This window comes from Mesorhizobium sp. M7A.F.Ca.ET.027.03.2.1, from assembly GCF_003999175.1.
Classification (GTDB): Bacteria; Pseudomonadota; Alphaproteobacteria; order Rhizobiales; family Rhizobiaceae; genus Mesorhizobium.
This window is the reverse complement of the sequence record NZ_RZOM01001913.1, coordinates 1-439: the sequence shown is the minus strand read 5'-3', so window position 1 is coordinate 439 and position 439 is coordinate 1. Positions and strand designations below refer to the sequence as shown.

The following is a 439-nucleotide window of genomic DNA, read 5'->3' as shown; positions in this document are numbered from 1 at the left end:
GCGCTAAGGACAACGATCGGCGTATCCGACCAGCCAAGCTCGTCAATCATGTCGGTCAGCCGCTCAATCGGCTTTGCGAACGCAACGAGGTCGCTGAGCACCGAAAGTCGGTCGATCACGTTCGTCAGAACTTGCCGGTCTCGCGAAACAGTTCGAACGTCGCGCGGATATGGTCGGCGACAGCCTTCACCGGCGCGCTGGCGTCGGGCGCCACCACCATGGCGAGATTGTAGGTGCCGATCTCGGGCATGCCGTCCTTGGCGCCCAGCGAGACCATCTCGTCGCCAAGGAAGGATTTCGGCAGCGGCGCCACCGCAAGGTCGGCCATGATTGCGGCGCGCTGGCCGGCCGTGTGGGCGCTCATATAAGCGATGCGGTAGTTGCGGCCCTCGCGTCCGAGCGCTTCGAGCGCGCCGGCCCGCCAGGCGCAGCCCTCCTC

The 439-nt window shown here is 65.8% G+C and carries 1 pseudogene; it reads right to left on the bottom strand.

From position 1 onward, the window contains the following. Nucleotides 1-124: 124 nt before the first annotated feature. Nucleotides 125-439 (bottom strand): annotated as a pseudogene (locus EN750_RS38740) (LysR family transcriptional regulator); the annotation flags it as partial.